Below are 12469 nucleotides of genomic sequence, written 5' to 3'. Positions count from 1 at the left end.
TCGGGCGTGAGCGCGCGCGGCTTCATCCATCATCTCGATCTCACGGTGAAAGACCCTTGGGCCTCCGCCCCCTTCTATGATGCCGTACTCGGCTTCATGGGCTATAGGCGCTGGTCGGAAGATGAAAACGGCATCGACTGGGAGCATGCCGCGTCACGCGACCAGCTTCCCACCATCGGCATCTTTCGCGCGCGCGGGGAAAATGCCAGCCGCATCCATGACCGCTATTCGCCGGGACTCCATCATGTCGCCTGGATTGCCGAATGCCGCGAGGATGTGGACCGGCTTCATGCGCTGTTGCTCGAAATCGGCGCGACCGTGCTCGACCCGCCGGCTGACTATCAGGAATATGGCAAGGGCTACTATGCTGTGATGTTCGCCGACCCCGACGGGCTCAAGCTCGAATTCGTCTATGAACCGCGAGAACAGTCCGGCACATGAGCAGGCTCAAGATCGGCAATGCGGACGCACGGCGCCTCTTCCTTGATCACCATGCGCTGACCGGCGCACCTGCCGGGCGGCACGATGCGGATACCACGCTCGGCCTCGTCCGCCGCCTCGGCTTCGTTCAGCTCGATTCCGTGAATGCTGTCGAGCGCGCCCATCACATGATCCTCTTTTCGCGCGCGCCTGCCTATCGCCGCGAGCATCTTGCCGCGCTTCATCATGACGAGGCATCGCTCTTCGAGCACTGGACCCATGACGCCTCGCTCGTGCCGATGGAATTCTACCCCCATTGGCGGCATCGCTTCCGCGCAGCAAAGGTGCGGATCGAGGAAAACCCGCGCTGGCAGGAGCGTTTCGGCCCCGACGGCGAGAAGGTGCTGCGCAATGTCCGCGCGCGGCTCAAGCGCGAAGGCGCCTTGATGGCGCGGGATTTCGAGGACAAGGGAGCCGGCGGCTGGTGGGGGTGGGGCCCGTCGAAAACGGCGCTCGAAATGCTCTGGCGCACAGGCGATGTAGCGATTGCGCGGCGCGAAGGATTCGAAAAGGTTTATGACCTCGCCGACCGCGTGATCCCGGAAGAACAGCGCCGCGCGCGTCCCTCGGAAGCCGCGACGCGGGATTGGGCCTGCCGCGCCGCGCTCGACCGTCTCGGCTTTGCGACGCCGCAGGAGGTCGCCGCTTTCTGGCATCTTGTCTCCATCGCCGATGCGAAGGACTGGACGGCAAAGGCGTTGAAGCGAAAGGAGATTATCGAGGTTTCGGTTGAAGGTGCCGACGGCGCATGGAAGCAGGCGCTGGCGCCCGCCGATATCGAGGCACGTCTTGCGAGCGCGGAAGAGGCGCCTGCCGAAACAAGATTTCTCTCGCCCTTCGATCCCGCCATCCGCGACCGCAAGCGCGCGGAACGCCTGTTCGGCTTCGACTACCGCATCGAGATTTTCGTGCCCGAAAGAAAGCGGCGCTATGGCTACTACGTGCTGCCGCTGCTGGAAGGCGACAGCTTCACAGGCCGCGCCGATGTGAAGGCGCATCGGGGCGAAGGAAGGCTCGAAGTGAAGGGCCTCTGGCTTGAGCCCGGCGCGAAGCTGACGAAAATGCGCGAGAAGGATATTCGCGCCGCACTCGAAACGCTCGGCCGCTTTACGGAGACGCCCGAGATTGACGCAGACGCTGCTCTACGGCGCGCCAAAGCCGGGTGAGACCTTCATCGGGCAATCCCGCCTCATTGAGATGCCGCACCGTGCTTTCCAGATAGTCGGGATTCCTTCCCGAACGCCCCTCGCCTTCCGCGATCAATCGCACCTGATCCTCGAAATCGAGCCGCCCGGCATATTGCTGGTGCGCGCGGTCGACGACGAAGCAAAGCGCCTCGACGCGCTCTCCGCTACCGACAAGCTCCACCGGCTTCACCACATCGCGATAGACAAGCGTCACCTGCTCGCGCGCCTGCAAATAACGCTTCGTTTCCTCTGCCCGCGCAGCCTCCACCCGAAAGGCAACACCGCGACATGAGCCGCCCGCATCGAGCCCGAAAACGAGACCTGGCCTCTCCGGCGTGCCGCGATGGACATGGCTATAGACGCAGAAGGAGCGGTGATAGCCGCGCAGCAGCGCCGGCCTCCGCTCCTCATGCTCGAAACCCGGCCGCCACATCAGCGAACCATATCCAAAGACCCACAAATCCTGCATTCTGTCGTCCCCTTGCCGCGGCCACTATAATCGGACCGCAAGGCGGCGCGCAAAATGCCATGAAGGATAATCGGGAAAACATGACGGCAGGAACGGAACCGAAATCGGGCATTCGTTGGGGTATCGCGGGGCCCGCGCTCGCCTTCATCGCGCTAGTCGCGATCTACACCGTCTACTGGTTCTCGGTCACGGGCGAAATCCGCAAGCAGGTCGAGGAATTTTCCGCCAAGTCTCAGCACGGCCTCGTGACCGGCTGGGGCGAATTTTCCATGCGCGGCTATCCCTACCGGATCGAAGCGGCCTTCATGCAGCCCGCCGCCAGCGCGCCGGACGCACCCGAAGCCTGGGAATGGCGGAGCGAGCGTGCCTCCGTCTCTTTGCTGCCATACAATCTGCGCCATGCCGTGCTGACGCTTGGCCGCGAACATCTGATCCGTTACCGCGAGCCGCTCGGCCGGGGTTTTTCGCAGAACGAGATTCGCGCCACCGCCGAAAAGGCGCAGGCAAGCTATGTCGATCTGAAGGACATGCCTTTCGGCCGCCTTGCGATCGACATCAATGAACTCGACGCACAGCACATTCGCGGCGCAAGCAACACAAGCGAACGGGCAAAGCTCACGCGCTTCCAGCTTCACACGCGCCCCGCCACGACCGATCAGGACGAACTCATCCCGGCGGCTTACGACTTTGCATTGCGGGCAGAGGGCGTCACAGTCGAAAGCGAACATCGCGTGCCGGTTCTCGGCAATGACATGTCGCATCTCCTGATGCAGGCGCGGCTGCGCGACGTGCCAGATACGCGCCATGTCAGCGCTATCGAACTGCTCGACGCGTGGCGCGATACCGGCGGCACGCTCGCCATATCCGATCTCATCGTGAAATGGGGCCCACTCGACCTCACGGCAAATGGCGAGCTTTCGCTCGACCGGAAAAATCGGCCGGAGGGCCGCCTCAATGCACGGGTGACGGATTTCAAGTCCCTCGTCGAGGCGATGACGGCGGAAGGTCTTGTGAAGGAAGACGAAGCCCGCATTGCACTCGCGGGCCTCATTCTCGTCTCGCAGTTTCAGGGCAATCGCTCGGATGAGGTCCAGGTCCCGATCATCATGGAGAAGGGCCGTCTCTATCTCGGCCCGCTCGCCGTGGCGAGGCTCTCGCCACTCTATTGAATCAATTCGGCTTCTTCTGAATCGGCGTGCGGCCGAAATTCGGCGCATCCGTATCCTGTCCGGCATCCACGATGGAGCGGCGGATGGCGCGGGTGCGCGTGAAGAGATCGAACAGCTTGTCGCCATCGCCCCAGCGGATCGCGCGTTGCAGCGCCGTCAGATCCTCGGAGAAACGCGAAAGCATTTCGAGAATCGGTTCCTTGTTGTTGAGACAGACGTCGCGCCACATCGTCGGATCGGAGGCCGCAAGCCGCGTGAAGTCGCGAAAGCCCGACGCCGAATATTTGATGACTTCGGACTGCGTCACCGTTTCGAGATCGCTCGCCGTGCCGACGATATTGTAGGCGATGATATGCGGCAGATGGCTCACGATCGCGAGCACGAGATCGTGATGCTTCGGCTCCATTACATCGACCTTCGAGCCGCAATCTGTCCAGAAGGCGCTGAGCCTGTCGATAGCCCCCTGGTCCGTGCCCGGCACCGGCGTGAGAATGCACCAGCGCCCGTCGAAGAGCTCGGCAAAGCCGGCATCGGGGCCCGATTGTTCCGTACCCGCGATCGGGTGACCGGGAATGAAATGCACGCCTTCCGGCACATGCGGACCCATGTCGCGAATGACCGCGAGTTTCACCGAACCGACATCGGTAAGGATCGCACCCCTCTTGAGATGCGGCTCGATCTCCGCCGCCACGATGCCGAGCGCGCCGACCGGCGTGCAAACGACGACGAGATCGGCATCCTTCACCGCTTCTGCCGCGCTCGCATGGGCGCTGTCGATGAAGCCGATCTCGAGCGCGCGGCTTCGCGTCGCTTCGGAACGCGCATAGCCCGCGACATGGCCGGCAAGGCCACCGCGCTTCATCGCATGGCCGAGCGAACCGCCGATCAGCCCGAGGCCGATCAGCGCCACCCGCTCGAAATGAGGTGTATCACCGCCCATCACGCGCCCGCCTTCCGGCCCATGAATTCGGCAAGCGCCGAAACAACAAGGCGGTTCGCCTCTTCTGTGCCGACGGAAAGGCGCAAACAGTCGGGCAAGCCATAGCTCACCATCTGCCTGAGAATGAGTCCGCGCTTCATGAGGAATGTGTCTGCATCGCGCGCCGTCCTGCCCTGCTCCATCGGAAAGCGGATGAGCAGGAAATTCGCGACACTCGGCGCAACCTCAAGCCCGAGATTGCCGATCTCTTCCGTGAGCCAGGCGAGCCATTTATCGTTATGCGTGCGCGCCGCATCGACATGATCGGTATCGATCATGGCAGCGACGCCAGCCTTCAATGCCGGGATCGACACGTTGAACGGCCCGCGAATACGGTTCACCACATCGCAGATATGCGCCGGCGCATACATCCAGCCGAGACGGAGCGCGGCAAGCCCGTATATCTTCGAGAAGGTGCGCGTCATCACAACATTCTCACATGTCGCCACAAGCTCGATACCCGCCTCATAGTCGTTGCGGCTTACATATTCGCTATAGGCCGCATCGAGGATCAGCAGAATGTCGGGGCGCAGCCCCGCCTGCAGGCGGCGTACTTCATCGGACGGCAGATAGCTGCCGGTCGGATTGTTCGGATTGGCAATGAAGACGATCTTCGTCTTCGCCGTCACGGCGGCAAGGATCGCATCGACATCGGTGCGAAGGTTCTTTTCCTTCACGATGATGGGTGTTGCGCCTGCCGCCTTGGTGACGATCGGATAGACAAGAAAGCCATGCTCGGTCGAAATCGCCTCGTCGCCCTCGCCAAGATAGGCCTGGGCGAGAAGATGCAGCAGCTCGTCCGACCCTGCGCCGCAGACAATCCTGTCGGCCGCAAGGCTATAGCGCCTGGCAATCGTGTTGCGAAGTTCGTCCGCTCCGCCATCGGGATAAAGTGCAAGGCTTTCTGCCGCTGCGACAAAAGCCTCGCGCGCGCGCGGGCTTGCGCCCAGCGGCGTTTCATTCGCCGAGAGCTTGTAGGCCTTGCCAGCGCCCGATGCACTCGCACGGCCGCCGACATAGGGTTCAATTTCGAGAACGCCGCGCTGCGGCTCGGGACGTTTCATCTCCGCCTCACTCGCCATCGCGCTCAAGGCGCAACGGATTGGCATAGCCGCCAAGAAGTCTCACATCGGTTACGGGCTCTGCGGCAAGTGCGGCAAGCCGTTCGTCGTTTTCCTCAAGATGATATGGAACGGCAATCAGATAGGCGTGAGCCGACGATCCATTTTCCACCCGCGCACTTGCGAGGCGGCGCCCATCGAGGCCGGCGGCCTTTGTCAGCGCCGAAACACGCGTGTCGCTCAGACTCTCCGAAACAGAGATGACAACCAGCGCCGTATCGTCGCCGGTATTGTCGAAATCGCTATGCGCCAGCACCAGCGCGCGGACGGCATTGGCATTCTCACCCGCCTCGACAAAGGGAAGCCGCGCCACCACCCGCATGCCTGTGAAGCCGCCAGTCGCAAGCGCCACCCACCAGTGATCGCCCTCGCCCGCACCCGGCTCCGGCAGGACACCAACGGCAGACCGGTCCTGCGAGACCCGGCGCAGCACCTCGCGCGCCTCGCCATGCAGGTCCATCGGCGTGGTCGAGCCGTAATAATTCCGCGCCAGATCCCAGTAGCCGAGCGCATCGCCATACGCTCCGCCATGGACGTCGACCCGGAAGGGCCCCTGGATGCGGGTCATCGCCGCCATGATCTCGCGCCAGATCCGCACCAGCACCCTGAGCGGCAGTTGACCCTTGTGGCGCTCCGAGAGCCGCCGCAGCACCTGTGCCTCGCGGCCCGGCCGGAAGGCAACGAAACTGCCCTCGCCTGCCTCGCTGGCCGCCCGCGCCTTGGCCTCCGCGACACCGACCACGAGTTCCGTACGCTTCAGCAGCAGGTCCTGCAGGGCGTCGTCGATCGCATCGATCTCCTTGCGGACATCGGCCAGGGCCTGCTCGGGGGTGGTCGTCTCACGCGTCATGCTGGTCCACCAGAGGGGGAAAATACGGCCCGCGCCGGGGCTTGGCGCCCAGCCCGCGGGAGCGGTATTCATACGAGGGCAACCCATTAAAATCAAAGAAAACATTGACATTTCAGGGGGTGCATCCCTAGCTATGCAGCCTGTTTGGCGGGGGGCCGGGGCGCCCGCTCCGGGGCCGCTTAGCCGCAAAACAGCGCAGAGGCGCTATGAACACGATCGAGAAGGCCGGGCGCCCGGAAGGCGCTGGCGGCCCGCAAAGCACAGAGTTCGAGGAGGCCGGAATCCGGGTCCGCCGCGCGCGCGCGCCCTTCGGCCCGGACGAACCGCTTGCGCTCGATTGCGGGGTCAATTTGAGCCCCTTTGCGATCTCCTACGAGACCTATGGCGAGCTCAATGCGGCCAAGTCGAATGTGGTGCTGATCTGCCACGCCCTGACCGGCGACCAATTTGCCGCAAGCTCCCAGCCCCTGACGGGCAAGCCCGGCTGGTGGCCGCATATGGTGGGGCCGGGCCGGCCGATCGACACGAACCGCTTTTTCGTGATCTGCCAGAATGTGATCGGCGGCTGCATGGGCACAACGGGCCCGCGCGACATCGACCCCTCGACCGGGCGGCCCTACGGCCTCAATTTCCCGGTGATCACTATCGCCGACATGGTGCGCGCGCAGGCCATGCTGCTCGACAAGCTCGGCATTGGGGAGATTTTCTGCGTCATCGGCGGCTCGATGGGCGGCATGCAGGTGCTGCAATGGGCTGCCGCCTATCCAGACCGCGTCTTCTCTGCGATCCCGATTGCGACGGCGGCGCGCCATTCCGCCCAGAACATCGCCTTCCACGAAGTTGGCCGCCAGGCGATCATGGCCGACCCAGAATGGAAGCAGGGCGCCTATCTCACGCATGGCACCAACCCCGCAAAGGGGCTCGCCGTCGCGCGCATGGCCGCGCACATCACCTATCTCTCCGAGGCGGCGCTTCACCGCAAGTTCGGCCGCAATCTGCAGGACCGCGACAGCATCACCTATGGCTTCGACGCGGATTTCCAGATCGAAAGCTATCTGCGCCATCAGGGCTCGACCTTCGTCGACCGCTTCGATGCGAATTCCTATCTCTACATCACCCGCGCGATGGATTATTTCGATCTTGCGGACGATTTCGGCGGCGTGCTCGCCAATGCCTTCCGGGGCACGAAATCGCGCTTCTGCGTTGTCTCGTTCACCAGCGACTGGCTGTTTCCGACCTCGGACAACCGCCAGATCGTTCACGCGCTGAATGCAGTCGCAGCGAAAGTGAGCTTCGTCGAAATCAAGACCGACAAGGGCCATGACGCCTTCCTGCTCGACGAACCGGAAATGTTCGCAACGCTGCGCGGCTTCATCGACAGCGCGGCCCGTGCGCGAGGCGTCGACGCATGAGCACCCAGAACGGCCTTGCGGAAGCCCGTATCGACCTTGACCTCATTGCCGAAATGATCGCACCGGGATCGCGCGTGCTCGATGTCGGCTGCGGAGACGGCGACCTGCTTGCCCTTCTGCAGTCGAAAAGAAATGTCGATGGGCGCGGCGTGGAACTCAGCCAGGAAGGCGTGAACGCATCGGTGACGCGCGGTCTTGCCGTGGTTCAGGGTGACGCGGATACCGACCTTGCAGACTACCCGGACGATGCCTTCGATTATGTGATCCTTAGCCAGACGATTCAGGCGACACGAAATCCGAAGGAAGTTCTGCGCTCGATGAAAAGGATCGGCCGCCGCGTCGTCGTCTCGTTCCCGAATTTCGGCAACTGGCGCGTTCGCCTGAAGCTCCTCTTCAATGGCCGGATGCCGGAAACACGATCGCTCGGCCATAGCTGGTACGACACACCGAACATCCATCTCTGCACGCTGCTCGATTTCGCTGCACTCTGCAACGATCTAGACATCGAGATCGAAGATGCGGTGATCCTCACCGGCAAGAAGGCGTGGCGCATTTCGGATCCCGGCCTGCTTGCCAATCTTTTTGCGAGCGAGGCCGTGTTCCTCCTGACGCGCCGGAGCTGACACTCAACTTTCATCCAGCGGCGTCACCTGACGCGCGGGAACGGGTGACGGCAACGGCGCAATGGATCTGACGCGCGCCTTTGCCCGCGCGGTGAGCGAGGGCTGTGTCGCGGCATAGATCTGCTTTGTGGCCTCCACCATGATGACGCCGGAAAAGCGGGGCCAGAGAAGATGTCCCGCCCGCTCCCACGCGGCAGCGGAGCGCACCAGCGGCCGCCAGTCGAAGGGCGGCGCGAAAAGGGCCACTTCCCAGGCCGATGGCGAGAACATGGATTCGCGCAAGAGCTGCGTCAGCTGCCCGCGTGAAAAGGGCTGGCCATGCCCGAAAGGCGTCGCGTCGCGCCGGGCCCAGAGGCCGCTCCGGTTCGGCACCACAATGACTACACGGCCTCCCGGCGCAAGCACCCGCCAGACCTGCCGCAACATGCCGCGCATCGCCTCGCTCTCCTCAAGCCCGTGGACGACGAGCACACGGTCCATGCTTTCATCCGGCAACGGCAGTTCGAGTTCATCGACGAGCCCGGAAAGGCATTTGCCTTCCGCCGGCCAGCGCATCACGCCCTGCCGCGCCGGCATGAGGCCGATCACGCGCTGCGCCTCGTCGAGCCAGGGCGCGAGATAGGGTGTGGCGAAGCCGAGTCCGAGCACATTTAGCCCGCGCACATGCGGCCAGAGCCGGGCCAGCCGCTCGGCGATGTGCCGCTGCGCGACGCGCCCCAGCGCCCTTCCGTAAAAATCCCTGAGATCGATCACGTCCATGTGCATGAGACGAGCATAGCAGATCGGCGGCAGGCGCCTAACAGCAGCGTCTCAGGCGGCGCAACATCTCCGGCGCGCCTGCCAGGGAACAGGGTCGGCTGCGTTCGCATAGCCGGCAAGATAGGCCTCGATCCTGGGGACGAGCCGCTGGCTGTCGATTCCGACACCTCGCAGAGCCCCGGAGGCGAAATTGCGCAGCCCCGGATATCCGATGAAGAACAGGCCAGGCACATTCAGGGCCACGCCGTCCTTCTGCACGAGAAAACCGCGGCTATCGATGACGGGCAGAGATGCGAGAAAGGGAACCGAAGGCCGGTACCCGGTAGCCATGATGATGGCATCGACCTGTTCGGTTTCTCCATCGGGCCAGACGACTCCCGTTTCCGTCATACTGCGAAAGACAGACCGGCGATCCGGCGATCCCGATTTCAAAGCCTTGCGGTATTTCCCGTCATCAAGGACGGCTCCGCCCTGGTCCATCAGTCTCGTATTGTCGAGTCCGGTCCAGTGGAACCAGAAATGTATGTCGCGTCCAAGAACGCGCTGCGGCATATATTTAACTTTCTCGCGGGCGGCGAGGGTCACATTGGCGACACTTGCAAGCTCTACTGCAATCTGTACAGCGGAATTTGCAGAGCCGACCACGACGACACGCTTGCCCTGGAAGTCTCGCGGCGAGCGATAGCTCGACGAATGAAGGATCTTGCCCCGGAACCTGTCCTGCCCGGCAAAACGAGGCATATAAGGCGTGCCGAATGTACCGCTGGCCGCGACGACGCTTCGCGCGCGAACAATTTCACCATCGGTCAGTTTCAGCTCGAAGCAGCCTGAAGACGGGTTCGTTACCGCCTGTACGCGAGCATTCAAACGCACGGGCAGCGAAAAATACGACACATATGCAATAAGGTAGGCCGAAACCTCATCCCGCTTCGGGTGCCGGTCGCCATCGCCAGGAAAGGGAAGGCCGGGAAGGGCCGAGTAGCGGGCGGGCGAGAAAAGCGTAAGCGAGTCGTAGTAGTGCGCCCAGGAACCTTCCGGCCGTTCGCCAGCCTCGAGAATGACATGCGCTATGCCCGCCCGCTTCAACGCATAGCTCATTGCGAGGCCGGACTGCCCGCCCCCGACAATTGCAACATCGAGAATGCTCATGACGTTGCTCCGGGTTTAATTCCCTTACGCAGTTCTTCATCACCGTCTTCGAAGTCCTGCGCCGTGATCCACAGCCTGAGCAGATGGCGCTTGAGGTCGGGCTCCTCGAAATCCTCGTACTCGGTCCGGCAATGAAGAATTGCGAGATTCTTGAGGAACTGCATGTCGCCCGGCTCGAAATCCATGTCGAGACGAAACTCTGTATCGTTCGCCAACTCTTCGATTAGATCGAGCATGTCGAGCTGCTTGGAAGTGAAGGGCTCGGCACCATGATGTTTCTGCGCGTCGCGGATATACCACCCAATATAGAACATCCTCGGATGACCATTGTTGATTGTGCAGATCGGACGCTGAAAATACGGCAGCTCTCCTGCCGCCTGCTCGCCGGCACGATCCCAAAAGATGGGCTTGAAAAGCTCGAGCACGAGGTCCGGCCTGCGGCGGATGAACTCATTGTAGATGGAAATCGAACTGACAATCTGGGACAGGCCGCCGGATCGCGCGCGGCGCAGGCAGAACAGGCCGACAATGTCCGAACCATCGGTATGAAAATCCTGCCGCTTTGTCGTCCGGTAGAGGCGCACGTTGGGATTGGTCGCGATCTCGCCGGTATCGCGCACATGGCCAAGAAGATCGCCCTGTCTGTTTTGCGGCACGGCAGCGCCCATATGGGTGCCAAGCGCCCAGTATGCGGCGGCACAATCTTCCTTGGAGTAACGATCGACCGGAAACCCCTTCACCAGAACAAAGCCGCGCCCGTGGTTCAGCGCCTCCATCCAGCGTGCAATCGCCGGCGCGAGGAGCGGCAAATCGAAGTCCTCCCGCGTCAACGAAGTGAGCTGTTTGCCTGAGCGTTTTGCCGCATGGATTGCCCGGTCGAGTTCGGCAATTTCCGCTGCGGTAAGAAAATGCGTCCAGCTCTTGTCCTTCACGATCTCGGCGCCCTTCCAGGCCGCCAGACCTTCAACCGGTATCCCGATTTGCGATGGCAGTGTATCGGTCATGTCATGCTCCAATATGTGCATTTATATGCACATTTAGCGTCAAAAAATTTACCTGGTGAGCCCCGGACAACAATACGGAACTATCTTTCGCGTTTCCTCTGTGAGCGTCTCAAGCTTCCTCAGAATCGCAGGCCCGTCGACTTCGTAGATCATCTGCCGCCCGCGCTTCTCAGAAACGAGAATGCCCGCTTCCTTCAGGATTTGCAGGTGACGCGAGACAACTGAACGGTCTTGCTCGAATGCCGAAGCAATCGCCGCAACATCCGAAGGACCGCGCTGTACGATCAGCCGGACGATCTTCACACGCACCGGCTCGCACAGCGCGCGGAAGAAGCGCGTGTCATAAAACTTCAGTGCCTTGTCGGCGATTTCCTTGCGGTTTGCTTTGCAGTTCATGTTTCATGATATGTGCATCAATATGCACGAGTCAAGACGGCCTTTGAATTGGCGCTGCGGATCGCTACCTTTGAATTCCCCCCTAAAGAAGGCGATTTAGATGGCAAAGCTCGAAATCCACCAGTTTCCCTGCCTGAACGACAATTACGGCTACCTCGTTCACGAGCCTTCGTCTGGCGCGACGGCGGCCATCGACACGCCGGAAGTAAAACCGATCCTCGACGCACTGGCGGCGAAGGGCTGGAAGCTGACCCACATCTTCAACACGCATCACCACTTCGATCATGCGGGCGGAAATCTCGAACTCAAGGATAAGACCGGCTGCGTGGTGATCGGCCCGAAAGACGAACAGGAGAAGATTCCCGGTATCGACCGCGCCGTCGGCGAAGGCGACGTGGTGGAATTGGGTGCGGCGCGTGCCCGCATCATCGACGTGCCGGGCCACACAAGCGGCCATATCGCCTACAGTTTCGACGAAGAGCATGTCGCCTTTGTCGGAGACACGCTTTTTGCGCTGGGCTGCGGCCGCCTCTTCGAGGGGACGCCCGCGCAAATGTGGACATCGCTCGGCAAGCTGATGGCGCTGCCGGACGATACAGTCGTCTACTGCGCGCATGAATATACCCAGTCGAATGCGCGCTTTGCGCTTTCCCTCGAACCGCAAAATCAGGCGCTTGTGGCCCGAGCGAAGGAAATCGACGAGAAACGCGCCCGCGGCGAATGGACAGTGCCGACGACGATCGGCCTTGAAAAGGCGACCAATCCCTTCCTGCGCGCCGCAAGCCGCGATCTGCGCCAGACCATCGGCCTCGATGGGGCAGCCGATGTCGATGTCTTCGCCGAAACACGCAAGAGAAAGGACAATTTCTGA

The 12469-nt window shown here is 62.0% G+C and carries 14 protein-coding genes; 6 read left to right on the top strand and 8 right to left on the bottom strand.

The window, feature by feature from the left end; genetic code table 11:
• The first annotated feature begins 6 nt into the window (after nt 1-6).
• Both ACK4FH_RS06100 and ACK4FH_RS06095 read left to right on the top strand, forming a co-directional pair.
• A complete protein-coding gene (locus tag ACK4FH_RS06100) occupies nt 7-441 on the top strand; it encodes a VOC family protein (RefSeq protein ID WP_409811866.1) in 435 nt (144 codons plus the stop codon).
• Nucleotides 438-1646, top strand: a complete 1209-nt coding sequence (locus ACK4FH_RS06095) for a winged helix-turn-helix domain-containing protein (protein ID WP_409811864.1) — start codon at nt 438-440, stop codon at nt 1644-1646. The genes ACK4FH_RS06100 and ACK4FH_RS06095 overlap by 4 nt, the downstream gene beginning before the upstream one ends.
• Here the strand turns inward: ACK4FH_RS06095 and ACK4FH_RS06090 are convergent.
• Nucleotides 1588-2136 (bottom strand): gamma-glutamylcyclotransferase, encoded by a 549-nt coding sequence (locus ACK4FH_RS06090; RefSeq protein WP_409811863.1) that lies wholly within the window; start codon nt 2134-2136, stop codon nt 1588-1590. The genes ACK4FH_RS06095 and ACK4FH_RS06090 overlap by 59 nt on opposite strands.
• An 80-nt stretch (nt 2137-2216) precedes the next feature.
• Here ACK4FH_RS06090 and ACK4FH_RS06085 point away from each other — a divergent pair, with 80 nt between their 5' ends.
• Nucleotides 2217-3305, top strand: coding sequence for a DUF2125 domain-containing protein (locus ACK4FH_RS06085; RefSeq protein ID WP_409811861.1), 1089 nt, complete (start codon nt 2217-2219; stop codon nt 3303-3305).
• A 1-nt stretch (nt 3306) separates the two neighbouring features.
• On the opposite strand, the gene ACK4FH_RS06080 is transcribed toward ACK4FH_RS06085, so the two are convergent.
• From ACK4FH_RS06080 to pheA, 3 genes are read right to left on the bottom strand one after another with little or no spacing between them, the layout of a single operon-like run.
• Entirely contained in the window at nt 3307-4245 is a 939-nt protein-coding gene (locus ACK4FH_RS06080) for a prephenate/arogenate dehydrogenase family protein (RefSeq protein ID WP_409811860.1), read from the bottom strand.
• Nucleotides 4245-5348 (bottom strand): histidinol-phosphate transaminase, encoded by a 1104-nt coding sequence (gene hisC, locus ACK4FH_RS06075; RefSeq protein ID WP_409811858.1) that lies wholly within the window; start codon nt 5346-5348, stop codon nt 4245-4247. The genes ACK4FH_RS06080 and hisC overlap by 1 nt, the downstream gene beginning before the upstream one ends.
• Before the next feature lie 7 nt (nt 5349-5355).
• Nucleotides 5356-6255: a chorismate mutase gene (gene pheA / locus ACK4FH_RS06070; protein WP_409811856.1), complete on the bottom strand. Its 900-nt coding sequence runs from the start codon at nt 6253-6255 to the stop codon at nt 5356-5358.
• Between the two features lie 206 nt (nt 6256-6461).
• Here pheA and ACK4FH_RS06065 point away from each other — a divergent pair, with 206 nt between their 5' ends.
• Together ACK4FH_RS06065 and metW are read left to right on the top strand one after the other, a co-directional pair.
• Nucleotides 6462-7667, top strand: a complete 1206-nt coding sequence (locus ACK4FH_RS06065) for a homoserine O-acetyltransferase (RefSeq protein WP_409811854.1) — start codon at nt 6462-6464, stop codon at nt 7665-7667.
• Nucleotides 7664-8290 (top strand): methionine biosynthesis protein MetW, encoded by a 627-nt coding sequence (gene metW, locus ACK4FH_RS06060; protein WP_409811852.1) that lies wholly within the window; start codon nt 7664-7666, stop codon nt 8288-8290. The genes ACK4FH_RS06065 and metW overlap by 4 nt, the downstream gene beginning before the upstream one ends.
• Before the next feature lie 3 nt (nt 8291-8293).
• On the opposite strand, the gene ACK4FH_RS06055 is transcribed toward metW, so the two are convergent.
• From ACK4FH_RS06055 to ACK4FH_RS06040, 4 genes are all read right to left on the bottom strand, one after another.
• Entirely contained in the window at nt 8294-9055 is a 762-nt protein-coding gene (locus tag ACK4FH_RS06055; protein ID WP_409811850.1) for a class I SAM-dependent methyltransferase, read from the bottom strand.
• A 45-nt stretch (nt 9056-9100) separates the two neighbouring features.
• On the bottom strand, nt 9101-10198 hold the full coding sequence (locus tag ACK4FH_RS06050; protein WP_409811848.1) for a flavin-containing monooxygenase: 1098 nt from the start codon (nt 10196-10198) through the stop codon (nt 9101-9103).
• Entirely contained in the window at nt 10195-11130 is a 936-nt protein-coding gene (locus ACK4FH_RS06045; protein WP_409811847.1) for a TauD/TfdA family dioxygenase, read from the bottom strand. The genes ACK4FH_RS06050 and ACK4FH_RS06045 overlap by 4 nt, the downstream gene beginning before the upstream one ends.
• A 120-nt stretch (nt 11131-11250) precedes the next feature.
• Nucleotides 11251-11598, bottom strand: coding sequence for an ArsR/SmtB family transcription factor (locus ACK4FH_RS06040; RefSeq protein ID WP_409811845.1), 348 nt, complete (start codon nt 11596-11598; stop codon nt 11251-11253).
• A gap of 100 nt (nt 11599-11698) precedes the next feature.
• On the opposite strand from ACK4FH_RS06040, the gene gloB reads away from it, so the two are divergent.
• On the top strand, nt 11699-12469 hold the full coding sequence (gloB, locus tag ACK4FH_RS06035) for a hydroxyacylglutathione hydrolase (RefSeq protein ID WP_409811843.1): 771 nt from the start codon (nt 11699-11701) through the stop codon (nt 12467-12469).

Source organism: Parvibaculum sp. (genome assembly GCF_046297875.1).
Classification (GTDB): domain Bacteria; phylum Pseudomonadota; class Alphaproteobacteria; order Parvibaculales; family Parvibaculaceae; genus Parvibaculum.
Note: the sequence above shows the minus strand (reverse complement) of the source record. Positions and strands in the feature narration are given on the sequence as shown.

Coding starts and splice junctions, on each gene's coding strand:
- ACK4FH_RS06085 (WP_409811861.1), top strand. CDS start 2,217: ATGACGGCAGGAACGGAACCGAAATCGGGCATTCGTTGGGGTATCGCG.
- ACK4FH_RS06040 (WP_409811845.1), bottom strand. CDS start 11,598: ATGAACTGCAAAGCAAACCGCAAGGAAATCGCCGACAAGGCACTGAAG.
- gloB (WP_409811843.1), top strand. CDS start 11,699: ATGGCAAAGCTCGAAATCCACCAGTTTCCCTGCCTGAACGACAATTAC.
- ACK4FH_RS06090 (WP_409811863.1), bottom strand. CDS start 2,136: ATGCAGGATTTGTGGGTCTTTGGATATGGTTCGCTGATGTGGCGGCCG.
- ACK4FH_RS06095 (WP_409811864.1), top strand. CDS start 438: ATGAGCAGGCTCAAGATCGGCAATGCGGACGCACGGCGCCTCTTCCTT.
- ACK4FH_RS06080 (WP_409811860.1), bottom strand. CDS start 4,245: ATGGGCGGTGATACACCTCATTTCGAGCGGGTGGCGCTGATCGGCCTC.
- ACK4FH_RS06065 (WP_409811854.1), top strand. CDS start 6,462: ATGAACACGATCGAGAAGGCCGGGCGCCCGGAAGGCGCTGGCGGCCCG.
- ACK4FH_RS06050 (WP_409811848.1), bottom strand. CDS start 10,198: ATGAGCATTCTCGATGTTGCAATTGTCGGGGGCGGGCAGTCCGGCCTC.
- ACK4FH_RS06055 (WP_409811850.1), bottom strand. CDS start 9,055: ATGCACATGGACGTGATCGATCTCAGGGATTTTTACGGAAGGGCGCTG.
- hisC (WP_409811858.1), bottom strand. CDS start 5,348: ATGAAACGTCCCGAGCCGCAGCGCGGCGTTCTCGAAATTGAACCCTAT.
- pheA (WP_409811856.1), bottom strand. CDS start 6,255: ATGACGCGTGAGACGACCACCCCCGAGCAGGCCCTGGCCGATGTCCGC.
- metW (WP_409811852.1), top strand. CDS start 7,664: ATGAGCACCCAGAACGGCCTTGCGGAAGCCCGTATCGACCTTGACCTC.